Source organism: Paenibacillus terrae, from assembly GCF_000943545.1.
GTDB classification, from domain to species: Bacteria; Bacillota; Bacilli; order Paenibacillales; family Paenibacillaceae; genus Paenibacillus; species Paenibacillus terrae_A.
On sequence record NZ_JTHP01000005.1, the window covers coordinates 133,029 to 155,524 of the forward strand.

A 22,496-nucleotide genomic window follows, 5' to 3' on the forward strand; every position below is an offset into this window, starting at 1 on the left:
GAAGCTGAATCTTGAGATTCAACAGTCGAACAAACTCAGAAGTACAAAAACATTAACTTACTACTTTATTAGTATAGCATATTACACATCATAACGAAACGGAATGAAGCCATTTAAGCTCTATAAAATAGCACCATTACAGGAACAAGTAGCTTATTTACGTAATTTGTACCATGCCTAATAATTCAAGTAACAACAAAGTAGTTCCTAAAAAAATAGCTCCAGCCTAATCACACGCTGGCTTCACTTCGTCTGCCGACTTAAGCTACGTTATCTCGCAATTTTCTGTTTCTCGCGCAGAGCGCGTTGGATATCACGCTGTGCATCACGTTTGGCCGCAGCATCTCGTTTATCGTACTGCTTTTTACCTCTACCCAGTCCAAGCAACAACTTGGCATAGCCATTGCGAACATAAATCTTTAACGGCACAATCGTGTAGCCTTCCTGTTTGGATAGACCAATAAGCTTGCGAATCTGCTCTTTGTGCAGCAGCAGCTTACGAGTACGCGTCGGATCGGTCGGATTGTTACGATTGCCTTGTTCAAAAGGACTAATATGCATGTTGTGGATGTGAATTTCAGCATTACGAATGGTAGCAAACGCATCACTGATATTAGAGCGACCATTACGCAAAGACTTAATTTCCGTTCCCGTTAACACCATGCCCGCCTCGTAGGTATCCTCGATAAAATAGTCATGGGAAGCTTTTTTGTTCTGGGCGAGCACTTTCCCGTCTGCCTTCTTACCCATGAATACCACTCCTTGTTCCTAATGTAATCTATTCCGTGAAAAGAAAGCTCCAGCCCGTTCACTACATAACTGCAAATGAGCGGCTTAGAACTATATTGTAACAAAATCCAGACGGTAAAAGCAAGAAAGGTCAAGTCTTTAAAACGAAGCGGCCTCCGTCCAAAACATCAGACAGAAACCGCCGTAATTCTAAGCCAAAGACCAGCTTAATACACTGATTCCAAAGATTCATCTATCTAACAAGCAAGCTACCGCCACTTACTTCTTCTTTTTACGGACAAACCCAGCGGTGCTATTACCGCCACCACCACTGCCTTTGCTCTTCCGCTTACGACGTGCAGCGCCGTCACCGCTTGGGCTGGCATCACTGCCTGGTGTAGCTGCTCCACCGATAAAAATACCGCTGGCTGACGTCTTCTTCTTACGTTTACCCGCACTTGATGCTGGCGAGTTGTAACCGCCCTTGCCACTGCCAAAACCAAAGCCGCTGGCTGAGCCCGCTCCTGCTCCGTTTCCGCCGCTACGGCCCGTACGACCCGCGGTACTAATACCTCCGCCGCCTACGCCTGAACCAGCTTCTTTAGGCTTCACAGCAGCATCACGACCGCCTTTACGCTCTCTGCCAGCCTTGTCCTTGCCGCCCTTACGGTCGCGCCCCTCATGGGGCTTTCCTTTACCTCGGCCCTCACCGCCACGCGTAAAGCCAGCGCCCGGCTTTGAACCACCCGTGCGCTCACGGCGTTGCTGCTGCTTCATATCGACGAGTTCAAAATCAATCGTGTAATCTTCCATATTCACGCGCGCGACGCGAACCTTAACCTCATCTCCGATGCGGAACACCTTGGAGGTACGTTCACCGATCAACGCCATATGCTGCTCGTCAAAATGATAATAGTCGTCCGTAAGCGCACTCAGGCGTGTCAGACCTTCCACCGTATTGTCCAGCTCAATGAACATACCAAAGCTGGTTACGCTGCTGATAATCCCCTCGAATTCCTCGCCGACCTTGTCCAGCATGTATTCAGCCTTTTTCATCTGCTCCGTATCACGCTCTGCATCCACAGCCACACGTTCACGTTCTGAAGATTGCTGCGCAATATCTGGCATCCGTGCAGTCAAATACTCCTGACGCTCGGCTGTTAAAGCCCCACCGTTTTCCAATACCTCACGAATGACACGGTGAATCACCAAGTCAGGATAACGTCGAATCGGCGATGTAAAATGAGAATAATACTCCGCAGCCAGTCCAAAATGTCCTGTCGACTCCGCATCGTACTTTGCCTGCTTCATCGAACGTAGCATCATGGTGCTAAGCACCGTTTGTTCCTTCGTGCCCTGAATGTCTTCCAGCAACGTTTGCAGCGCACGCGGATGAATGGAGTTCCCCCGACCTTTGATCTGATGCCCAAAATTGGCCGCAAAAGCCATAAAGTTTTGCAGCTTTTCCGGGTCCGGGTCCTCATGAATCCGATACAGGAACGGCACTTTGAGCCAGTGAAAATGCTCGGCTACCGTCTCATTGGCTGCCAGCATGAACTCTTCAATGATCTGCTCGGCAATGGTGCGCTCTCTTTTAACAATATCCACGGCCTTGCCTTCATCATTCACAATCACTTTTGCTTCATCAAAATCAAAATCAACCGCGCCCCGGCGCATCCGGTTAGCTCGCAGCTTCAACGCCAGTTCCTTCATCGTGCGGAAGTCTTCCACCAGATCCTTGTACCGTTCCATCAGTTCAGCATCTTCCTCTTCGAGGATTTTGCGAACGTTGGTGTACGTCATTCGTTCCTTCGTTTTAATGACACTGGTGAAAACATCATGTTTTACGACCTTCATATGCTCATTAAATTCCATCTCACAGGACAAAGTCAGCCGATCCACCTGCGGATTCAAGGAACAAATGCCGTTGGAAAGCCGATGCGGAAGCATAGGAATAACACGGTCGACCAAGTACACGCTACAACCGCGGTTATACGCCTCCTGATCCAGCTTGGAGCTCTCACGCACATAATACCCTACGTCGGCAATATGAACGCCCAAACGGTAGTTGCCGTTTGGCAGACGCTCTACATTAACCGCATCATCCAGATCCTTGGCATCCTCGCCATCAATCGTAACAATCGTTTTATCGCGCAGATCGCGCCGCCCCTGACGCACAATTTCTTCTTCCGTAATCGCATCGGGAGCCTTTTCCGCTTCCTCTGTCACTTCATCGGGAAAAGCTTCTGGAAGCTGATGCTTACGAATAACCGACAAAATATCGACGCCCGGATCATCCTTGTGACCCAGCACCTCCAACACTTCGCCTTCCGCCGCAGCTCGTCCCTCCGGATAGCTCACAATGCGCACAACGACTTTTTGACCGTTCACGGCTCCGTTGGAGCTGGCTTTTGGAATAAAAATATCCCGGTTAATGCGCTTATCATCCGGCAAAACAAAACCGTATGCTTCGTGGCTCTGGAACACGCCTACCACCTGTAGCACTGCGCGCTTCACGATCCGCACGACTTCGCCTTCCAAACGGCCACCCGAAGGTCCCTTCGACGTTACTCTTACCAGTACCGTGTCTCCATTCATTGCACTCTTCAAGTCATTAGCATGAATGTACACATCCGGGTGCTCCCGGTCTTCTGGGATCAGAAAAGCAAATCCCTTGGCATGAGCCTGCAAACGTCCGCGCTGCAAATCCATCCGTTCCGGCACACCATAGCGGTTCGTCCGGGTCAGCAGAATTTTTCCGTCTTCCTCCAGCGCGTTCAAAAGCTTAAGGAATTCGCGAAAATCCGCCGCGTCGTTAATTTCAAAATGCTGCTCAAGCTCCTGGTAAGTCATAGGTTTGTATGCGGTCTCGCGCATAAAATCAAGTAATTGTTGCTCTGTTATCATAATATCGTCCACCTCGGGTGACCTTTAATTTTCAGTAATAATCCGCATGTTCCTTGTTCCTGATACAAGGCTCTTTATATACTCATACCCTAGTATACACGAATTCAATCGACGGCATCCCTGCCTATCTAAAATCCAAAAAAAGCCCCCGTTTCCCGTGAAACGAAGGCTTAAGGTTATTATTTAGCTTATTTTGCAAAAAATGCAACCAAAACGGAAACGATCATAAAGCCCGCACCCAAAACAGCAGTCACGCGCTGTAAAATCAAATCCATACCGCGAGCTTTTGTCTTGCCGAACAGATGCTCAGCACCGCCAGAGATGGCACCGGACAAACCTGCACTTTTCCCCTTTTGCAGTAAAACAACCGCAATAACAGCAATCGAGAACACAACGAGCAGCACTTTCAAAAAGATTTCCATGAAAAATCCCACCTCCTGAGCTAATACATCCGTTTTGCAAAACAACACAGCCTCTTTTATGAAAACATGATCATATCATGTTATGAATAGCCGGAAATTAACGCAAAACACTATTTTTATTCTACCACAGCTTCCAGTAGATAACAACCAGCTATACCGAGTCACTTCATTAAGCCTTGCAAAAGAGTAAAACCGACGTCACATGGGCAAAAACAAAAAAACAGACCTGCTCACGTTAGCGAACAGATCTGTTTTGTAATTACGTAAAAGGCTTCGAGCGCTCAGACTCTGTGTTCTTGAATCACAGCCGCCTGACCACCGTCAGCATCATTGCGTAATATTATTTTTTCAGGTTGTAGAAAGATTTCAGGCCGTGGTATTGAGCCAGTTCACCCAGTTGATCCTCAATGCGGAGCAATTGGTTGTACTTCGCGATACGGTCAGTACGGGAAGGCGCACCTGTTTTAATTTGGCCTGCATTTGTTGCAACAGCGATATCAGCAATTGTGCTGTCTTCGGATTCACCGGAACGGTGGGAGATTACAGCTGTGTATCCTGCACGTTTAGCCAACTCGATAGCGTCGAATGTTTCAGTCAGCGTACCGATTTGGTTTACTTTGATCAGGATGGAGTTACCGATGTTTTCTTCGATACCTTTGCCCAGACGCTCTGTATTGGTTACGAACAGGTCGTCACCAACCAATTGGATTTTGTTGCCCAGTTTTTCAGTGAGCAATTTCCAACCTTCCCAGTCATCTTCGGAGCAACCATCTTCGATGGTGATGATTGGATATTTATCAACCCAAGAAGCAAGCAGGTCAACGAATTCAGCAGAAGTGAAGGATTTGCCTTCGCCTTCCAGTGTGTATTTTCCATCTTTGTAGAACTCAGTGGAAGCAACGTCCATACCGAGGAATACGTCAACGCCTGGTTTGTAACCAGCTTTTTCGATCGCTTCGATAATAGTGGACAGAGCTTCTTCGTTGGATTTGAAGTTAGGAGCAAAACCGCCTTCATCGCCAACAGCTGTGTTCAAACCTTTAGAGTTCAGTACGGATTTCAGGTTGTGGAAGATTTCCGCACCAATACGCAAAGCTTCTTTGAAAGTAGGAGCTCCTACAGGCAGAACCATGAACTCTTGTACGTCAACGTTGTTGTCCGCATGTGCGCCACCGTTAACGATGTTCATCATTGGTACTGGCAGTTGTTTAGCGTTAAATCCGCCCAGGTAAGTGTACAATGGCAAGCCCAAAGCTTCAGCAGCAGCGCGAGCTACAGCCATAGATACCGCCAGAATTGCGTTTGCACCCAATTTACCTTTGTTATGTGTACCATCAAGCTTGATCATCAATGTGTCAATTTCCACTTGGTTTACAGCGTCCAAGCCGATAACTTCAGGAGCGATGATTTCGTTCACGTTTTTAACAGCTTGCAGAACGCCTTTACCCAGGTAGCGGGATTTGTCGTTATCGCGAAGCTCTACAGCTTCGTGAGCGCCTGTAGAGGCACCGGAAGGAACGATAGCACTACCGATAGCACCGGATTCCAGATATACTTCCACTTCAACAGTTGGGTTACCACGGGAGTCGAGGACTTCGCGAGCGTACACGTCAGAAATAATAGTCATTTGTACTTAATCTCCTTTGTCGATCATGATTTATTGGTCAAGCCTATACTTATTAAATCAAGCTTACTTGCGGGATGCAATCATAGATTTTCCTGTCATTTCCGCAGGCTGCGGAAGTTGCATTAAATCCAGAAGCGTCGGAGCTACGTCAGCCAGTATTCCATTCTCACGCAAAACGATATTTTCATCAGTCAAAATGAACGGAACCGGGTTAGTTGTGTGAGCTGTGAACGGACGTCCCTGCTCGTCAATTTCCATATCCGCATTACCATGGTCGGCAATGATGATAACAGTGCCACCTTTGGCTTTAACCGCATCTACAACACGTCCAACACATTCATCCGTCGTCTCTACCGCCTTGATCGTTGGCTCCAGCATGCCGGAGTGCCCAACCATATCCGGATTGGCAAAGTTCAGGATGATCGCATCATGCTTGTCGGCTTCGATCTCCTTAACAGCAGCATCCGCAACCTCGTACGCGCTCATTTCAGGCTGCAAGTCATATGTAGCCACTTTAGGCGAGTTAATCAAAACACGAGTTTCGCCAGGCAGTTCTACATCACGACCGCCACTGAAAAAGAAGGTAACGTGCGGATATTTTTCGGTCTCGGCAATACGCAATTGCTTTTTATTGTTCTGCACCAATACTTCACCGAATGTGTTATCCAGGTTTTTCGGTTCGTAGGCTACGAAGCCTTCAACCGTTTCACTGAACAATGTCAGGCAAACAAAGTGCAAATCTTTAGGCAATTTCGGTCCACGATCAAAGCCACGGAAATCCGCATTCGTGAATACCTGAGACAATTGGATCGCACGGTCAGGACGGAAGTTCAGGAAGATAACAGAATCATTGCTTTCGACCAGCCCCACAGGGCTTCCGTCGGCCTTCACAATAACCGTCGGCTCCACAAATTCGTCGAACACCGATTTTTCATACGATTCTTTCAATGCTTCCATTGGATCTGTATATTGAGGACCTTCGCCGTACACGATTGCACGGTAAGATTTCTCTACACGCTCCCAACGCTTGTCGCGGTCCATGGCATAATAGCGTCCTTGTACAGTCGCGATTTTACCAATACCCACTTCCTGAATTTTGGCGATCAGCTGCTGCATGAAGTCCACGCCGCTGTCAGACATAACATCGCGTCCATCCATAAATGCATGAATGTATACTTCTGCTAAACCTTCTTTTTTCGCCAGATCCAGCATAGCAAACAGATGGCTAATATGGCTATGCACGCCACCATCGGACAAAAGTCCGTACAGGTGAAGCTTCGTGTTGTTCTTTTTGGCATGCTGTACTGCTTTAAGCAAAGTTTCATTCTGGAAGAACTCGCCTTCGCGAATGGACTTCGAAATGCGGGTCAAACTCTGATATACAATCCGGCCTGCGCCGATGTTCAGGTGACCTACTTCGGAGTTACCCATTTGCCCTTCCGGCAGACCTACCGCTTCACCAGACGCTGTAAGCGTTGAATGAGGGTATTGTCTTAAGTATTGGTCGTAGTTCGGCTTGTTCGCCTGTGCAACCGCATTGCCTTCCACAGTTTCGCGAAGTCCGAATCCATCCATAATAATTAAGGCTACCGGTTTTGGTACTGTCATCTTACTTCGCCCCCTCAACAAGCGCGATGTAAGACGCTGGTTGAAGACTAGCGCCACCTACAAGTGCGCCGTCGATGTCGCTTTGGCCCAGATATTCAGCCACATTTTCAGGTTTCACGCTGCCACCATACTGAATCCGTACAGCATTTGCTGTATTTTCATCGTACAGTTCTTTCAACAAACTACGGATATAGGAAATGACTTCATTCGCATCCTGCGAAGTGGAGGATTTACCTGTTCCGATTGCCCAAATTGGCTCATAAGCAACAACCACTTGTGCAGCCTGATCTTTAGCCAAACCAGCAAAAGCCGCTACAGTTTGCACTTTTACAACCTCTTTGGTTTGACCCGCTTCACGGTCTTCCAGCTTTTCGCCTACACATACGATTGGAGTCAGGCCGTGGCGGAATGCCGCATGAACCTTTTTGTTCACCGTTTCGTCTGTTTCGTTAAAATATTCACGACGCTCGGAGTGTCCGATCACAACGTAGTCTACGCCCAGATCTTTCAGCATCCCGCCGCTGATTTCACCTGTAAATGCGCCGTCTTCTGCAAAGTGCAGGTTTTGTGCGCCGATTTTGATAGATGTACCTTTTACTGCTTCAACCAGAGCAGGAAGATTCGTAAATGGTGCGCAAATCACGCTTTCCACCCCTGCAACCTCTGCTTTGCCTTTGATCTCTTCGATGAAAGTTTTAGCTTCTGGTACGGTTTTAAACATCTTCCAGTTACCCGCGATAATCGGTGTTCTCAATGGTTTCAACTCCTAACTATTAGGTGCCCTAAAGCATTTATTATGCGCAGTACGTTTGATTACTTATCGTTGAGTGCAACAACACCCGGAAGTGCTTTGCCTTCCATAAATTCCAGGGATGCGCCGCCGCCAGTAGAGATATGATCCATTTTGTCAGCCAAGTGGAATTTCTCGGCCGCAGCCGCAGAATCACCGCCACCAATGATGGTGTATGCTTCTGTTGTTGCGCAAGCTTCCGCTACTTCAAGAGTACCGCCAGCGAAAGGCTCCATTTCAAATACACCCATTGGTCCATTCCAAACAACCAATTTGGAGTTTTTGATAACATCTGCATAGATTTTACGTGTTTTCGGTCCGATATCCACGCCTTCCCAATCTGCAGGAATACCGTCGATGTCCACAATGTTCGTGTTCGCTGTAGCGCTGAAATCGTCAGAAATAACGATATCTACCGGAAGGTAGAAGTTTTTGCCGAGCTTCTTCGCTTTTTCGATAAATCCAAGAGCTACGTCCAGTTTGGATTCATCCAGTAGGGATTGACCCACTTCATGACCTTGAGCTTTAAAAAATGTATAAGCCAAACCGCCGCCAATGATTACGTTATCTGCAATGTTCAGCAGGTTGTCAATCACGTCGATTTTGTCTTTTACTTTGGAACCACCGATAATGGCTGTAAAAGGACGATCTGGGTTTGAAAGAGCTTTACCGATTACAGACAATTCTTTCTCCATCAGCAAGCCGGAAACAGCCGGAAGAAGATGCGCGATACCTTCTGTGGAAGCATGAGCACGGTGCGCTGCACCAAATGCATCATTCACGAAAATGTCAGCCAGTTCAGCAAATTGCTTTGCCAGTTCAGGATCATTTTTCTCTTCTCCTGGATAGAAGCGTACATTTTCAAGCAACAGCACATCGCCGTTTTGCAGTTCAGCCACTTTCGCTTTAACAGCCTCACCAACTGCTTCGTCCACTTTAACAACAGGCTTTTTGAGCAGTTCAGACAAACGCACGCCAGCAGGAGTCAGACGCATGGATTCAACAACCTGACCTTTTGGACGTCCAAAGTGACTCGCCAAAATAACTTTTGCACCTTTTTCAATCAGGTAGTTAATCGTTGGCAAGGTTTCACGAATACGTTTGTCATCCGTAATTTTACCGTCCTCAACCGGAACGTTAAAATCTACACGAACAAACACCCGTTTTCCATTCAGTTCTATATCACGTACGCTCTTTTTGTTCATCTCCATATTCCTCCGCACCCTTTTAATTTTACGAAACAGGAATTTAAGGCACATTTTGATATATAAAGAGCGGAAACAATGACCTGTTTCCGCTCTATGATGTTGCGCGATAAGACTGTTCTTATTTAGCCAATTTAGCGAAGTATTCCAACGTACGGATCAATTGTGCAGTGTAGGACATTTCATTGTCATACCAAGCTACAGTTTTCACCAGTTGTTTGTCGCCAACAGTCAGGACTTTAGTTTGAGTTGCATCAAACAAAGAACCGAAAGTGATACCTTTGATGTCGGAAGAAACGATTTGATCCTCAGTGTAGCCGTAAGTTTCAGGATCGGAAGCCTCTTTCATCGCAGCGTTGATTTCTTCAACAGTTGTATTTTTCTCCAGAACAGTTACCAGCTCAGTCAGGGAGCCAGTTGCTACTGGTACACGTTGAGCCGCGCCATCCAGTTTACCTTTCAGTTCAGGAATTACCAGACCGATGGCTTTAGCAGCACCAGTTGTGTTAGGAATGATGTTTTCAGCTGCAGCGCGAGCACGACGGAAGTCGCCTTTAGCATGCGGAGCATCCAACGTGTTTTGGTCGCCAGTGTAAGCATGAATTGTAGTCATCAGGCCTTCAACGATACCAAATTTGTCTTGCAAAGTTTTAGCCATAGGAGCCAGGCAGTTTGTTGTGCAAGAAGCACCGGAGATTACAGTTTCAGTACCGTCCAGAATTTCATGGTTTACGTTGTAAACGACAGTTTTCATGTCGCCAGTAGCTGGAGCGGAGATAACGACTTTTTTAGCGCCGCCTTTCAAATGTTTCTCAGCAGCTTCTTTAGTTGTGAAGAAACCTGTGCATTCCAGAACGATATCTACGCCCAGGTCTCCCCAAGGCAGTTCTTCAGGGTTACGGTTAGCCAAAACTTTAACTTCTTTACCGTTAACTTTGAAGAAGCCATCGTGTACTTCTACTTCTCCTTGGAAAGTACCTTGTGTTGTATCATATTTCAACAGATGTGCCAGCATTTTGGAATCTGTCAAGTCATTGATTGCTACTACTTCAATACCTTCCACGTTTTGAATCCGGCGGAAAGCAAGGCGTCCAATACGTCCGAAACCGTTAATACCAACTTTAACTGTCATGAGTGAGTTCCTCCCAAAGTTCGTTTAGTTTAGTTTATATATTCAAGACAGGCCCGAAAGCCCGTCAAGACAACACAATTCATAAATTCGTTTAACCATTCAAATAATGGCTTACAATTTCAGCAGCAGCGCCTTCGTCAGTGACAAGAATATCTTCCTGCCCGAAACGCAGCACTGCATGAATAGCAGCCGCCTTGCTCTTACCTCCAGCTACGCCTAGAACCGTCTCGGTACGCCTGATATCCTCCAAACGGAGTCCAAGCGTCAGCATTTTGTGAACAACGACGCCGTCTTCGTTAAAATAATAGCCAAACGATTCGGCAACCGCGCCCTCACTGCTGATCTGGGCAAAGGTTTCAGGGTCGAGCTTGCGTCTACGTGCCATTGCTATGGCGTTGCCTATCCCGTGAATGATGATCCGACTCTCTCGAATCAGGCTCAAAATATCCTGAATATTCGTATCTTCAAGCAGGGAGTTGTAAGCATGATTGCTGAGCAAATCCGGTACATGGAGCAGACGGTATTGTGAGCCGACCTTACGAGCCATTGTGGAAGCAATTGTGTTCGCCTGCATTTCCATGCTTTCTCCCAAACCCCCACGTGCTGGTACGAACCATCCGCCCTTAAGTGGGCCATTAGCAGGTAGTGTCAGTTGGTCCGCCACGTCGGCAATCGTCGTGCCACCTGTTACGGCGACCACATCCTCGTCGTCCATAACGCCCAGCAGCGCTTTTGCCCCAGCACGGCCCAGCTCCTGCTTCGTTAAAGAAGAAGCATCCGAATCCCCTGGAACGACAACCACCTTCCTCAAACCATAGGCTTGACGAATCTGATCCTCCAATTGGGACAGGCCGAACAAGTTGTTCGCAATCGGCTCCAGCTGTTCCAGCAGATCCAGTCCTGCTTTGCTCACCTTCATGCCCACACTCTCAATCTCAATCAGCCCTTGGGCTTTAAGAAGATCGGTTTCGGCGCGCAACACGCGCTCGGTCATGTTCAGTGAAGTCGCCAGCGTTCTGCGTCCAATAACATCGGACAGCATAATCTGATGCAGGATTGTGTACCTTTTTTTCAAAACATCCATGAGGTCGGGCAGAAGCTGCTTCTGTATTTCTAATATCTTTCGCATGCTTTCCACTCCCGCACACTTCTAAGTTCTATCTCTAATGCTATATCACTAACTGGTCTTAAAACGTCCCGGGTTAACTTTTTAAGTCCCACGTATATCTTACCCAATATTTGCTCCACATGCAAGTCTATCTGAACCTATATTTCTCAACTTTTTATGTGAATATGCGCACATAATAAAAGCTTGCAATTCAATGCCGTATATCATATAATCATCTTTGTTTCCAATTAGCTGTGCGCCCGTGGTCCAACGGATATGACGTAGGCCTCCGGAGCCTGAGATCGAGGTTCGATTCCTCGCGGGCGCGCCATTTTATATGAATGTTTAAATGCTTCTATATACTGTTTTAACCAATAAGAGCGCAAAGGGCTCTTTTTTTTGACTATTAGTTTGACTTTCTTTGACTTTTTGTTTGAAATTGTTTATCATGTGGTTAATACGGTAACAGTTTATAAATAGGGACGTGTAATCGGCATGTCCACCAAATCCATTAACGATATTAAAGGGAGGTTTTTTGACGTGAGCTATGTTCCTATGGTAGTAGAACAAAGTAACCGCGGCGAACGCGCCTATGACATTTATTCCAGACTGTTGAAGGATCGCATTATTTTGTTGGGCTCGGACGTCAATGACGTTGTAGCCAACTCTATTATTGCGCAAATGCTGTTTTTGGCTGCCGAAGATCCTGAAAAAGACATTCACTTGTATGTTAACAGCCCTGGCGGTTCGATCACAGCCGGTATGGCCATTTTCGATACGATGCAATACATTAAACCTGACGTATCTACGATTTGTGTAGGTATGGCGGCTTCTATGGGTGCGTTCTTGCTGAACGCAGGTGCCAAGGGCAAACGTTTTGCTTTGCCAAACAGCGAGATTATGATTCACCAACCGCTGGGTGGCGCACAAGGTCAAGCAACGGATATTGAAATCCGCGCCCGCCGCATTCTGAAAATGCGCGACAAATTGAACCGCATTCTCGCAGATCGCACAGGCCAACCACTGGAGCGCATTGAAAAAGACACAGACCGTGACTATTTCATGTCCGCAGATGATGCCAAGGAATACGGTATTATTGATAAAGTGCTAACTAGCTCCTCTCCAGAAGGTGTATAAGAGAACGAATTATTGCCTCTGAATAGCTGATAAACCAAAAAGCTGCCCCGGATGATTGTATTCGGTAGGCAGCTTTTTTGGGGTTTACTGTTCTTTTGGGTATAAATAATCCAAATGATTCATTTGTACTATTCATTCTGTCCAGCAAAAGGCTTGCCGCCTTGAGGCAACAATTGAGCAAACGAATAAGTGAACTCAGGAATACCATACGCATAAGGCCCATACTCATACAAATCAAATACAATCGTCACACCGCTATTCGTTACATAAAAATTCGGATTAGCCGCAATATCCTTGAAGCCACCAAAGCCGCCTTCATTCATCATTGGCCCATTAATTTTTTTCTTCAGGTCGCTATTAAGAAACTGTTTGTAATTAGGATCGGCCTTCAGCACATCAGACAATTGCAGCAATTTTCCATCAGCGAGTGAGAACGTATATCCTTTACGGGCCGTCATACCATGAGCACCAGCCGTATCGGAGTAATCCTCCATAATGATGCTCAAAATCCCTTGTTGGTTATAGGCAATAGCAAAATCATTACTGAAAGCATACGGTCTTTCTACTGTAGGTTCACCCTCTGCTACTTGCTTTTTGCCTGCTGCCAGTACTCCCTCCGCTTGCTTTTTGAGCACACTATTAATGGCCTGCTGAGCTTCAGGGTTTAGCTGGCCACCGCTGATTTGCGGGTACTTAACCTTGTAGGAAACCTTTGCATCACTCGAAACCGGAAGAGATTGGGACGTAATCGTGATCGGATTCAGCTGGCTTTTACTCAATATTACGGTTTTCTGAGCTGTATTCCACTGAGCATCGATGCCCAGATAGTCTTTCAGTAGACTCATAGGAATGTACAGCTTCCCGGCGATCTGTTTGACGCCCATGTTGCGTGTGCTTATTCCATTGACATTGACATAGGAACCATCGGAGGAAGAGGACATGATGTAAAGCTTATTGTACCCGTTGCCTACAGTGTAGGTAGCCTCTTTGGCATCATAACTCACCGGAATCCCCAGGCTGTCCCGCAATGCTGCTACGGGAATCAATGTGCTTCCGTTCACCTGAATCCCTTTGGTGGCCAACGTTTTACCATTCCATTGGATAGAAACACCTGGTTGCTGTGCTGTAGCCTGTTGTTTGGATGGAGCTGCCTCGATATAGGAAACAGGAACAACTGCGACTCCTACTAAAATTCCCGCTGCCAGCAGTCCGGAGCCCCATTTTTTTGTATGCTTGTTCATATTAAATATTCCTCCTGTTATAGATGTGTATTCTATGTGTATTGATTACTTTACTTATTATATCTATCCCCCTATGTTCGTAGTTTACAATCTGTACACTCCCCGATTTCAATCTGTACATCTAGTAGGCGCCAGCCGTTACAGACTCATTACAAAATAGTTTCGACATATAAAAAAAGCCAGCAAGCCATCCTGCAAATAAAGCAGGGCGCTTGTGGCTTCGTTATAATCTGTACGTTAGTTCAATTCGTATTGTGCCGACACTTGGACTTTCACAGTCACTTGGCCAGATTGTATCTCTGTTCCACCATTTGTATCCAGGAGTGCCTTACTCATAGCAGCCTCACGTTGTGTGAAGATTTGGGCGTCTCCCCCATCTACCGTTACGTTCAAGAGAGTTCCAAGCCCACGTTTGGTTGCCTTGGCTACGGCACTGGCTTTAGATTGAGCATTCCCCAACGCCTTGGCAATCGCTTCTTCTTCATAAGCTGAAGAGTTTTCTACCGAAAAACGCACATTATCCACGTTGTTCGCTCCAGACTGTGTGGCCTCATCCAGTAACTGACCGATTTTATCCAAATTACGGTACTTGACGGAAAGCGTATGGTTGGCAATGTAGCCTTTGAGCTTCTGTCCTTGTTTTTCGTCATAGGTATAGTTAGGCTGCACGTAGAACTGGCTCGTCTGAATGTCGTCTGCACTGATGCTCCACTTTTCTTTCAGCAATTGTGTGACCTTACTTATTTTAGCGGCGTTGGCTTTTTGGGCAGCGGCTGCTGTATTTCCTTCAGATTGTACGCCGATGGATAGATAGGCAATATCGGGTTTAACCAATACTTCCCCGCTGCCACTCACATTAATTACACTGCTTACCGTCGTAGACGCTGACGCGGCATAGGCGCGATCTGTTCCTGTCCATAATCCTCCCGCTACTACTCCTGCCAATAATGCTCCTGCCAAAACTGCTGTATTTGCAGCTTTTGTCCAATGTTTCATCATATTCGCCCTCTTTTCTTGATGATGTGTGTACCTTCCAGACGGAAACTAAGGGAAAAGGTTGCAGTTAGGCACCACATTTTCGAAACAGAGTACCATCACAGAATGTAAATTGCTTGTAGCTTGGGCTAAACACAGCGCCGGTATTCAAAGAGACCACATTGTAGCAGCCCAACAGGGGATTGCCGACTCTGTTTTTTCGGGTACAAAAAAGCCCCAAAGGGGCTTTTCACTAAGAGCATATACCATATCACAAAGCAGATGTTGATTTATTGATTTTCCAGCTCTACCTTACTAACCAGACTTACTAGAGCGTTTACAGCCTGTTCGGCATCCGCACCTTCAGCACTAATGTAAATTTCAGTACCTGTACTGATGGCAAGGCTCATAATACCCATAATACTCTTGGCATTAACCTTTTTGTCTTCTTTTTCCACAAAAATCTCAGATGAATATTTATTCGCTTCCTGTACGAACAACGCAGCAGGTCTGGCGTGCAGTCCTGTTTTCAAGCGTACGACTACCGGATGTTTTGACATGTCAGCTTACCCCCTCATCAAATAAATCTGGACACTACTTACTCCATTTTATTTATCACATTATAACATTAACCCGGGACAGACACTAGAAAAAAACTAAAAAAACCGGGGCTGAAGCCCCACAGACACTCCTTTTAAGGAATCAGGCCGTTTTCTCCCCTGATTTTGTCAGCCATCTCGTCAATTTTGCGAAGTCGATGATTTACACCCGATTTACTCACGACCCCTTTGAGCATTTCCCCGACTTCTTTCAAATTCAAGTCAGGATGTGCCAGACGTATTTCCGCCACCTCTCGCAGCTTATCCGGCAGCGTATCCAGGCCGACTTCCCTCTCCAGCAACTTGATATTCTCAATTTGCCGGACAGCAGCTCCAATCGTCTTGTTCAGATTAGCCGTTTCGCAATTAACAATCCGGTTTACGGAATTGCGCATATCACGCATAATGCGGACATCCTCAAATTTGAACAAAGCCTGATGCGCCCCAATGATGCTGAGTAGCTCAATGATCTTTTCGCCTTCCTTGATGTAGAGAATAAAGCCTTTTTTTCGTTCAATGCAGCGGGCATTCAGATGAAACTCATTCGCCAGATCGACCAGCGCCTGGCAATGCTCCTCATACATTGAGGAAATCTCCAGATGGTAAGACGATCCCTCCGGATTGTTCACAGAGCCACCTGCCATAAAAGCGCCACGCAAATAAGCCCGCTTACAACAGTTTTTCCGAATGATATCCCGATTAATCCCGTCCGTGAACATGAACCCTTCTGATACGATGTAAAGATCCTTCAACAGCTCTTGTACACCGCTTGGAATGCGGACAATGTACACGTTATTTTTTTTCAGACGCATTTTTTTCCGTACAAGCAGCTCGATATGAACTTGAAAATGCTTTTTGATCAAGGAGTAAATCCGCCTTGCAATCGCGGCATTTTCTGTAGATATATCCAATATCACCCTTTTATTGGACAGCTGTACGGATCCGAGCATACGTATGAGTGCAGATAGTTCTGCTTTTTCACAGCAGGGCTGGCTTTCAATCATCGTAAGCTCTTTTTTTGTTTGTGCCGCAAAGGACAAGGGACTCACCTCCTTCTTAATATCCAGTTTTGTACCAATTGGTAAATGTGCTGGCTCAGTTTGTCGGCATCATGCCGTAAATAGGTGCGGAACAGAACAAGCGTATCTGCCACCACTTTATAGCCCCGGTCAGTCAGCTCTCCCATATCTACTTGAACTGGCTTGGCTCCCTGCTCGGCATACATTTCCTGTACTTGGGGCGGAATTTCTCCATTATTGACGATTACATAATCAAACAAATGATGCCCTACATGTTCATAAATAGCCTGCAAGTGGTCTCCCACAGTATATCCATCCGTTTCGCCCGGCTGAGTCATAACGTTGCAGACGAATATCTTGATAGCGTCTGATTTCACTACAGCCTCTGCAAGCTTCGGTACGAGCAGATTGGGCAAAATGCTGGTATACAGACTGCCAGGACCAATCAGGATCGCATCAGCTTCATTAATGGCCTCTACAGCCTCAGGCAACGGCTCCACGTGAGTCGGTTCAAGAAAAACACGTTTGATTCTGCCGCCCGCTTCCGGAATTTTGGATTCACCGGTAACCACCGTGCCATCCTCCATTTCGGCACTCAGCACAACGCCTTCTTCAGCCGCCGGCAGCACACGCCCCCGTACAGCAAATACACGGCTAAGCTCACGCACCGCCGTCACAAAATCTCCCGATATATCGGTCATCGCCGCTAAAATCAGGTTGCCCAGACTATGGCCTGCCAAACCTGATCCTGCGCCGAAACGGTATTTCAGCATATCGGACATCACCGGCTCTACATCAGCCAGTGCAGTCAGTACATTTCGAATATCCCCCGGAGGGGGCATTTGCAGCTCACTGCGCAATATCCCGGAGCTTCCGCCATCGTCAGCGACTGTAACAATAGCCGTAATATCAAGTGGCTTTTGTTTCAACCCCCGCAGCATGACGGACAAGCCGGTTCCGCCACCCATAACAACAATACGAGGGCGCTCCCGTTGTGATCCGGTCTCGTTCATGTTTTCACCTCATTAATGCCGGTCGCGATCAGCATCCCGATGTGAAACAGAAACTGATTCTGTTTCACTGGCACCCAGCATTTTTCCTAAATATTCAGATATCGCGACAGAACGATGCTTACCACCGGTACAGCCGATACCGATAATGACCTGGCTCTTGCCTTCCTTGCGGTATTGCGGAATCAAAAAATGTAACATATCCAGCAGCTTGGTCAGAAATACCTGAGTCTCAGGCCATTTCATAACATAATCATACACATCGCTATCCTGTCCGGTGTGTGGCCGCAATTGGTCCACATAGTGAGGATTGGGCAGGAAACGCACGTCGAATATAAGATCGGCATCAATGGGAATACCATATTTAAAGCCGAACGAGGTAACGTTTACGGAAAGCATGCTGCTCTCCAGATGAGAAAATCGGGAAATAATCCGCGCCTTTAAGGTTGCAGGCTTCATCACACTTGTATCAATGACTTGTGTTGCCGAGCTTTTTAGCTCTTCCAGCATTTTGCGCTCCAGTCGTATTCCGTCCAAAGGCATACCATCCGGAGCAAGCGGGTGGCGACGACGGCTTTCTTTGTATCGTTGTACGAGAACACCGTCATTGGCATTCAGGAACAAAATTTCACAATGAATCGTAAAATGATCCTTAATATAGTTCAATGATTCCGACAAAGCCGTAAAAAATTCTCGCCCACGCAAGTCAATTACCAGCGCCACTTTGCCTATCTTACCGTTGGACTGCTCAATTAATTCAGCAAACTTGGGAATCAGCACAGGCGGTAAATTATCAACGCAGAAGAAGCCCAAATCTTCCAGGCTTTGCACTGCAATGGTCTTCCCTGCGCCTGACATTCCCGTAATAATAATGAGTGTTGCCCACGGCGCAGCGTTTTTTAGGTTGTCTGTCATATGGACTTCCCTCTCCTTTTGCTTCATCACACTCTATGTCAGTAACCTATGGATCAGGAGCGCAGCAGCAAACCGGCTGCTCCTACGATACCTGCATCATTGCCAAGCGATGCCGGAACAATAGATACCCCTCGCTGGAGCGGCTCAGGTGCCAGTTTGGCATATACCAGACGCATCTCTTCGAACAAGAAATCACCCGCTTTGGAAACACCACCGCCTACAATAAACAGCTCCGGGTTTAGCACGGTGGCAACCGCTGCCATAGATTTCCCCAAATAAAAGGCAGCCCGCTTCACAATACGCAGCGCGACCTCATCCCCAGCCTTGGCCGCATCAAATACTTCCTTAGCGGCGATTTGATCTTCCAGCGCCAGGGAAGTCCGATCTCCACGTTCCACAGCGTCATTTGCCATACGGATAATGCCCGTGGCGGAAGATACGGTTTCCAGGCAACCCATTTTGCCGCATCCACACTGAATGGCCTCCAGATCCGGTACAACGCTCATATGACCAATTTCTCCAGCCATGCCTGAGAAACCTTGATATATTTTACCATTAATAATAATACCACCGCCTACACCCGTACCCAGGGTATAACATACGCAGTTTTCTATACCTTTGCCCGCCCCGGCCCAAGCTTCGCCAAGTGCAGCGACGTTAGCATCGTTGTCTATTTTTACAGGCTTGCCGATCCGTTCCTCCAACAGCGCACGAATCGGTACGTCACGAAAGCCAATATTGGGAGCGAGGACTATAATGCCTTCGCGAACATTCGTAAAACCGGCAACGCCCGCTCCGACACCCTTCAGTTGATCCCATTCATAGGGAGATTGCTCAACAATGTGCCGCACATATTTTTCGATATTGCTGATCACAACGTCTACACCCTTAGCTGTTTCCGTTGGTCCTTCGTATGTGTGCAAAAGCTGTCCGTCTTCATTACAAATGCCTACCTTGATTGCTGTACCGCCCAAATCGACACCCACATAGATACTTTCAGACATGTTCCAAGCCACCTTTATGTTTACTTAAAAACTGTGTATGAAATATATGATTAAAATCTTGACTTATAATAGTTACCTACGTTCCAACTATAATTGAAGCCCCCGTTACGGTCAAGGACACTTCCCTGTTGGAAAGCGCAGGATTAGCAGAACTTCAGGTCCCATCATCCATAAAAAGGAGAAAGCCTGTGCAGATGCAGCAGGCTTTCTCTTCCTGAATCTAAGGCACGACTTAACAGGGCCTAACCATCGCCCTCACCTTAGCCAAATTGTATCCTGTAGCTTTCTTTATTGATCCAGTGTTTCGCTCCAGTCATGAACAGCGCTGCCTTCGAGATATTTCTCGCAATCCATAGCCGCCATGCAGCCTGTTCCCGCAGCCGTAATGGCTTGACGGTAACGGTTATCCTGCACGTCCCCGCAAGCAAACACCCCGGGAATGTTCGTTTCTGTCGTTCCTGGTTTCACTTGAATATAGCCATGATCGTCTGTACTGATTTGACCATTCAGGAAGCCCGTATTAGGCGTATGTCCGATTGCCACGAACACACCATCTGCCTCCAGCAGCTCATCCTGATTCGTCTCATTATTGTGTACCTTCAAGCCCTTTAATCCCGTCTCTCCCGTTACGACCTCCACAGGAGTCCGGTTTAACGCCCAATGTACTTTTTCATTTTCCCGTGCGCGATCCTGCATAATTTTAGACGCCCGCAGCTCATCGCGACGGTGAACCAAGGTTACGCTGGAAGCAAACCGGGTCAGGAAGCTCGCTTCCTCCATGGCTGAATCGCCGCCACCCACTACAATGATTTTTTTCCCACGGAAAAAGAAGCCGTCGCAGGTCGCGCAAGTACTGACTCCGCGTCCCACATTGTCCTGCTCACCCGGAATACCAAGATATCTGGCGGACGCTCCTGTAGCAATAATCACCGACTCCGCCTCAATGATGCCTCTTCCCTCTACCTTCACTTTAAAAGGGCGCTTGCTGAAATCCACTTCCTCTACCCAGCCAGAAGTAAATTCAGCGCCAAAGCGTTCGGCCTGCTTGCGCATGTTATCCATCAACTCAGGTCCGAGGATACCTTGCTCAAAACCCGGAAAATTTTCAATTTCGGTCGTTGTGGTAAGCTGCCCGCCGGGCTGCATTCCCTCAATGATCAGTGGATTCATGTTTGCGCGCGCCAAATAAATAGCTGCTGTGTAGCCTGCAGGACCTGTACCAATAATTATGGATTTATACATACGTTTGTTGCCTCCTTCTAAGTGGTGTTTGTATCAGGTCTCAGACCTGCTTTTTAAACGTGGAGAGCGGCTGTTTCATCTTCTGCTTGATACCGCACACGCTGTCAATCTGGCGTGCATAGCGACTTACGGTCGATACGGAAATACCATAACGGTCAGCTACTTCCTGATAGGTCACCGAATGATGATTCATTTTGGCTGTCAAGTATTCCAGCGCCGCTGCCCATCCCTCAGTATGCTGAACAATTGGGACTTCCGGGGCAAGCCGATCCAGATATTCCAGCCAAAGTGACCTCAAATCGCGCTGCATGACCGGATCAGACTTGCTCATAACGGCAAGTACCTTATCCAGCACTGCCTGCCATTCCGGATGGACAGTTGGATGGGCAGACACCTCATCTTCGGATACGTGGTGAACCTTCTCTGACTCTGGTCGCAGAAGTCGCTCCGTTTCCTGATTTGTCTCTTGTATTTCCTTAACTGACGGCTCCGTCAGCTCTTGCAGCACCTGCAAGGCGCGCCGTTTCAGCTCGCCTTCCTGATCCGGGTCTTCTACGAAGGACTCCAATGCCTGTCGCACCTCATCGTCACCGATCAAGCTTAGCGCCTGAATAACTTGAAGCTGGGTCGCTCGATCGCCGTGGCGCAACGCCCAAAAGAAGGAAGACCGGATTAGCGGGTCTCGCTTCATACTGTCAGGCACCTGGTCCGCTCCGAACTTCTCCCACATGCGGAATTGCTCCTCAAAGGGGAGATGGTAATGGTAGCTGAGTACTTGCAGCGGTGTACCCTCCTGCTGGAGCTCCTCCAGCCGGGACAGGAAAAACCGTGGAACTTCCGAGGAAGCGTCCTGCTTTTGCAAATGCCCCCACAACCGCCGGGCTTCCGCATATCTTCCCGTATTGCTGGCAGCCACCGCCGTATAATGGTACAGGGAGGCATCATCATTATTCTCTCCGTCACCTTGAAGCAACCTGCGAAAATGTCTGTAGGCCTCCTCATGACGTCCGAGAATCCCCATCGTAGTAGCCAGCTTGAATACCTGCTCCTCCTGAAATGGTATGGTGACCGTCAACGTTCGAATCAGACGATCCAATTCCGGGCCGCCGCCCTCATGCTGATAAAAGATCGCCAGATTGCACAGCGCATGCAAATTACCCGGTTCATCCTCCAGCACCCGAAGAATGGTAGTCTTCGCATTTTGAAACAGTCCCATGTAGTAATACGCCAGCGCCAGATTGTTCCGCGCAGCGAACATGTCCGGCTGTTCCTCTGAAATTTGCTTAAGCAATTGGGCCGCCTGAGCAAACTTCCCTTCCTCCAGCAGGACACGGGCCTGATCATGCTCGACCACTCCCTGCCGGGCCTTAATGCGGTTCAGCTTGGTTGGACGGTCCAGCTCATAATAGAGCAGCTCCATCATTTCCTCGGCTTCATCGAGAAACTGTCCTTCTTCGTCCTCCTCCAAATACGTGACCAAGGCTTTCTCCGCTTCTTCAAACTGCTCCATATTGGCGTAATTATTCGCCATGTAGAAGTAACACTCTGTCATCGACGGGTCTACGTCGCTTAGAACAGAGGACAGGATCTCATTCGAACCTGCATAATCCCCCATCTCTGATAATATACCCGCCATATTGCAATGATTCACCGGATTATCCGGTTCATATTCAACGGCTTTGCGAAAATATTTCAATGCCTTGTCATAATGATTGCGATCAAGCGAGCGCACAGCTTTCTCAAAAAAGAAAGATGCGTCGAAACGCAAAACAATAATCTTAGGGCTAGGTCCCGAAGCTCGCAGATGTTTCCCTTTCATAAATAAC

19 protein-coding genes and 1 tRNA gene are annotated in these 22,496 nt (G+C 47.4%); 2 read left to right on the forward strand and 18 right to left on the reverse strand.

From position 1 onward, the window contains the following. Positions 1–270 precede the first annotated feature (270 nt). The 9 genes from smpB to QD47_RS04785 all read right to left on the reverse strand — a co-directional run bounded on the left by smpB (position 271) and on the right by QD47_RS04785 (position 11,549). The gene (smpB, locus tag QD47_RS04745) at positions 271–750 is read right to left on the reverse strand and encodes an SsrA-binding protein SmpB (RefSeq protein WP_014279183.1); all 480 of its coding nucleotides are present in this window, start codon (positions 748–750) and stop codon (positions 271–273) included. Positions 751–1,008: 258 nt separating this feature from the next. Next, positions 1,009–3,636: a ribonuclease R gene (rnr, locus tag QD47_RS04750; protein WP_044645030.1), complete on the reverse strand. Its 2,628-nt coding sequence runs from the start codon at positions 3,634–3,636 to the stop codon at positions 1,009–1,011. Positions 3,637–3,824: 188 nt separating this feature from the next. Beyond that, a complete protein-coding gene (gene secG / locus QD47_RS04755; RefSeq protein WP_043922593.1) occupies positions 3,825–4,058 on the reverse strand; it encodes a preprotein translocase subunit SecG in 234 nt (77 codons plus the stop codon). A gap of 340 nt (positions 4,059–4,398) precedes the next feature. After that, complete coding sequence (eno, locus tag QD47_RS04760) at positions 4,399–5,685, reverse strand: phosphopyruvate hydratase (protein WP_044645031.1); 1,287 nt, start codon at positions 5,683–5,685, stop codon at positions 4,399–4,401. Positions 5,686–5,748: 63 nt separating this feature from the next. Beyond that, positions 5,749–7,293 (reverse strand): 2,3-bisphosphoglycerate-independent phosphoglycerate mutase, encoded by a 1,545-nt coding sequence (gpmI, locus tag QD47_RS04765; protein ID WP_044645032.1) that lies wholly within the window; start codon positions 7,291–7,293, stop codon positions 5,749–5,751. A 1-nt stretch (position 7,294) separates the two neighbouring features. Next, a complete protein-coding gene (gene tpiA, locus QD47_RS04770; protein ID WP_044645033.1) occupies positions 7,295–8,047 on the reverse strand; it encodes a triose-phosphate isomerase in 753 nt (250 codons plus the stop codon). Positions 8,048–8,106: 59 nt separating this feature from the next. Then, positions 8,107–9,288, reverse strand: coding sequence for a phosphoglycerate kinase (locus QD47_RS04775; protein ID WP_044645034.1), 1,182 nt, complete (start codon positions 9,286–9,288; stop codon positions 8,107–8,109). Between the two features lie 121 nt (positions 9,289–9,409). After that, positions 9,410–10,420 (reverse strand): type I glyceraldehyde-3-phosphate dehydrogenase, encoded by a 1,011-nt coding sequence (gene gap, locus QD47_RS04780; protein ID WP_044645035.1) that lies wholly within the window; start codon positions 10,418–10,420, stop codon positions 9,410–9,412. A 91-nt stretch (positions 10,421–10,511) separates the two neighbouring features. Further along, entirely contained in the window at positions 10,512–11,549 is a 1,038-nt protein-coding gene (locus QD47_RS04785; protein WP_044645036.1) for a sugar-binding transcriptional regulator, read from the reverse strand. Between the two features lie 235 nt (positions 11,550–11,784). On the opposite strand from QD47_RS04785, the gene QD47_RS04790 reads away from it, so the two are divergent. Together QD47_RS04790 and clpP are read left to right on the forward strand one after the other, a co-directional pair. Continuing rightward, positions 11,785–11,859 (forward strand) — tRNA-Arg (locus QD47_RS04790). A gap of 209 nt (positions 11,860–12,068) precedes the next feature. Beyond that, positions 12,069–12,665, forward strand: a complete 597-nt coding sequence (clpP, locus tag QD47_RS04795) for an ATP-dependent Clp endopeptidase proteolytic subunit ClpP (RefSeq protein WP_025686039.1) — start codon at positions 12,069–12,071, stop codon at positions 12,663–12,665. A 128-nt stretch (positions 12,666–12,793) separates the two neighbouring features. On the opposite strand, the gene QD47_RS04800 is transcribed toward clpP, so the two are convergent. The 9 genes from QD47_RS04800 to QD47_RS04840 all read right to left on the reverse strand — a co-directional run bounded on the left by QD47_RS04800 (position 12,794) and on the right by QD47_RS04840 (position 22,489). Further along, positions 12,794–13,906 carry a PdaC/SigV domain-containing protein gene (locus QD47_RS04800; RefSeq protein WP_044645037.1) on the reverse strand — a complete coding sequence of 371 codons (1,113 nt, stop codon included), beginning with the start codon at positions 13,904–13,906 and terminating at the stop codon, positions 12,794–12,796. 237 nt (positions 13,907–14,143) lie between these two features. Continuing rightward, positions 14,144–14,902, reverse strand: a complete 759-nt coding sequence (locus QD47_RS04805) for an SIMPL domain-containing protein (RefSeq protein ID WP_044645038.1) — start codon at positions 14,900–14,902, stop codon at positions 14,144–14,146. A 269-nt stretch (positions 14,903–15,171) separates the two neighbouring features. Then, positions 15,172–15,441 (reverse strand): HPr family phosphocarrier protein, encoded by a 270-nt coding sequence (locus tag QD47_RS04810; RefSeq protein ID WP_007428150.1) that lies wholly within the window; start codon positions 15,439–15,441, stop codon positions 15,172–15,174. Positions 15,442–15,575: 134 nt separating this feature from the next. Next, on the reverse strand, positions 15,576–16,520 hold the full coding sequence (whiA, locus tag QD47_RS04815; RefSeq protein ID WP_044645039.1) for a DNA-binding protein WhiA: 945 nt from the start codon (positions 16,518–16,520) through the stop codon (positions 15,576–15,578). Positions 16,521–16,525: 5 nt separating this feature from the next. After that, complete coding sequence (locus QD47_RS04820; RefSeq protein ID WP_044645040.1) at positions 16,526–17,512, reverse strand: gluconeogenesis factor YvcK family protein; 987 nt, start codon at positions 17,510–17,512, stop codon at positions 16,526–16,528. A 12-nt stretch (positions 17,513–17,524) separates the two neighbouring features. Further along, positions 17,525–18,424 (reverse strand): RNase adapter RapZ, encoded by a 900-nt coding sequence (gene rapZ / locus QD47_RS04825; protein WP_044645041.1) that lies wholly within the window; start codon positions 18,422–18,424, stop codon positions 17,525–17,527. Between the two features lie 53 nt (positions 18,425–18,477). Continuing rightward, on the reverse strand, positions 18,478–19,428 hold the full coding sequence (locus tag QD47_RS04830; RefSeq protein ID WP_044645042.1) for an ROK family glucokinase: 951 nt from the start codon (positions 19,426–19,428) through the stop codon (positions 18,478–18,480). Between the two features lie 288 nt (positions 19,429–19,716). Continuing rightward, positions 19,717–20,670 (reverse strand): thioredoxin-disulfide reductase, encoded by a 954-nt coding sequence (trxB, locus tag QD47_RS04835; RefSeq protein ID WP_044645043.1) that lies wholly within the window; start codon positions 20,668–20,670, stop codon positions 19,717–19,719. A gap of 40 nt (positions 20,671–20,710) precedes the next feature. Continuing rightward, the gene (locus QD47_RS04840; protein ID WP_044645044.1) at positions 20,711–22,489 is read right to left on the reverse strand and encodes a tetratricopeptide repeat protein; all 1,779 of its coding nucleotides are present in this window, start codon (positions 22,487–22,489) and stop codon (positions 20,711–20,713) included. Positions 22,490–22,496 lie beyond the last annotated feature (7 nt).

Coding starts and splice junctions, on each gene's coding strand:
- QD47_RS04785 (WP_044645036.1), bottom strand. CDS start 11,549: ATGCGAAAGATATTAGAAATACAGAAGCAGCTTCTGCCCGACCTCATG.
- gpmI (WP_044645032.1), bottom strand. CDS start 7,293: ATGACAGTACCAAAACCGGTAGCCTTAATTATTATGGATGGATTCGGA.
- secG (WP_043922593.1), bottom strand. CDS start 4,058: ATGGAAATCTTTTTGAAAGTGCTGCTCGTTGTGTTCTCGATTGCTGTT.
- QD47_RS04805 (WP_044645038.1), bottom strand. CDS start 14,902: ATGAAACATTGGACAAAAGCTGCAAATACAGCAGTTTTGGCAGGAGCA.
- eno (WP_044645031.1), bottom strand. CDS start 5,685: ATGACTATTATTTCTGACGTGTACGCTCGCGAAGTCCTCGACTCCCGT.
- QD47_RS04810 (WP_007428150.1), bottom strand. CDS start 15,441: ATGTCAAAACATCCGGTAGTCGTACGCTTGAAAACAGGACTGCACGCC.
- QD47_RS04830 (WP_044645042.1), bottom strand. CDS start 19,428: ATGTCTGAAAGTATCTATGTGGGTGTCGATTTGGGCGGTACAGCAATC.
- QD47_RS04800 (WP_044645037.1), bottom strand. CDS start 13,906: ATGAACAAGCATACAAAAAAATGGGGCTCCGGACTGCTGGCAGCGGGA.
- rapZ (WP_044645041.1), bottom strand. CDS start 18,424: ATGACAGACAACCTAAAAAACGCTGCGCCGTGGGCAACACTCATTATT.
- trxB (WP_044645043.1), bottom strand. CDS start 20,670: ATGTATAAATCCATAATTATTGGTACAGGTCCTGCAGGCTACACAGCA.
- QD47_RS04820 (WP_044645040.1), bottom strand. CDS start 17,512: ATGAACGAGACCGGATCACAACGGGAGCGCCCTCGTATTGTTGTTATG.
- QD47_RS04775 (WP_044645034.1), bottom strand. CDS start 9,288: ATGAACAAAAAGAGCGTACGTGATATAGAACTGAATGGAAAACGGGTG.
- gap (WP_044645035.1), bottom strand. CDS start 10,420: ATGACAGTTAAAGTTGGTATTAACGGTTTCGGACGTATTGGACGCCTT.
- smpB (WP_014279183.1), bottom strand. CDS start 750: ATGGGTAAGAAGGCAGACGGGAAAGTGCTCGCCCAGAACAAAAAAGCT.
- rnr (WP_044645030.1), bottom strand. CDS start 3,636: ATGATAACAGAGCAACAATTACTTGATTTTATGCGCGAGACCGCATAC.
- QD47_RS04840 (WP_044645044.1), bottom strand. CDS start 22,489: ATGAAAGGGAAACATCTGCGAGCTTCGGGACCTAGCCCTAAGATTATT.